The 577-nt window shown below is 47.1% G+C and carries 1 protein-coding gene; it reads left to right on the top strand.

Translation table 11 applies throughout. From position 1 onward, the window contains the following. Nucleotides 1-577 (top strand): acyl-CoA thioesterase domain-containing protein (locus R7Q48_RS29500; protein WP_318133921.1); only part of this gene is annotated, 577 nt, incomplete at both ends.

Below are 577 nucleotides of genomic sequence, written 5' to 3'. Positions count from 1 at the left end.
TCATTTACGATGTGGAAAATTTAAGAGATGGACGTAGCTTTAGCACCAGACGCGTTAAAGCAGTGCAAAATGGACGACCTATTTTTTACCTAACGGCTTCTTATCACGGCGATCAACCGGGGTTCGATCACCAGAAAGCCATGCCAGATATTCCGGGGCCTGAAAACTTCGCCTCAGAGAGTGAACTCGCAAGTCATATCGCGGAGTTTCTGCCAGAGCGCTTGCGTAAAACATTCTGCGGAGAAAAACCGATTGAGACTCGCCCTGTCACGGTGATCAATCCTCTAAAACCCAAAAAAGCGGAGCCAAAACAGTACCTTTGGATTCGTGCTAACGGTGAGATGCCAGATAACCAACTGATTCATCAATACTTGCTGGCTTACGCGTCAGATTGGGGATTTTTGGTCACGGCGATGCATCCACATGAAGTGTCGTTAATGACGCCGAATTTCCAAGTTGCGACGATTGACCATTCAATCTGGTTCCATCGTCCCTTCAAGATGGATGAATGGCTTTTGTACGCAATAGAAAGCCCAACGGCGAGTAATACTCGAGGCTTAGTGCGTGGCGAAATTTA

The sequence above is a fragment of the Vibrio sp. 378 genome (genome assembly GCF_033339435.1).
Note: the sequence above shows the minus strand (reverse complement) of the source record. Positions and strands in the feature narration are given on the sequence as shown.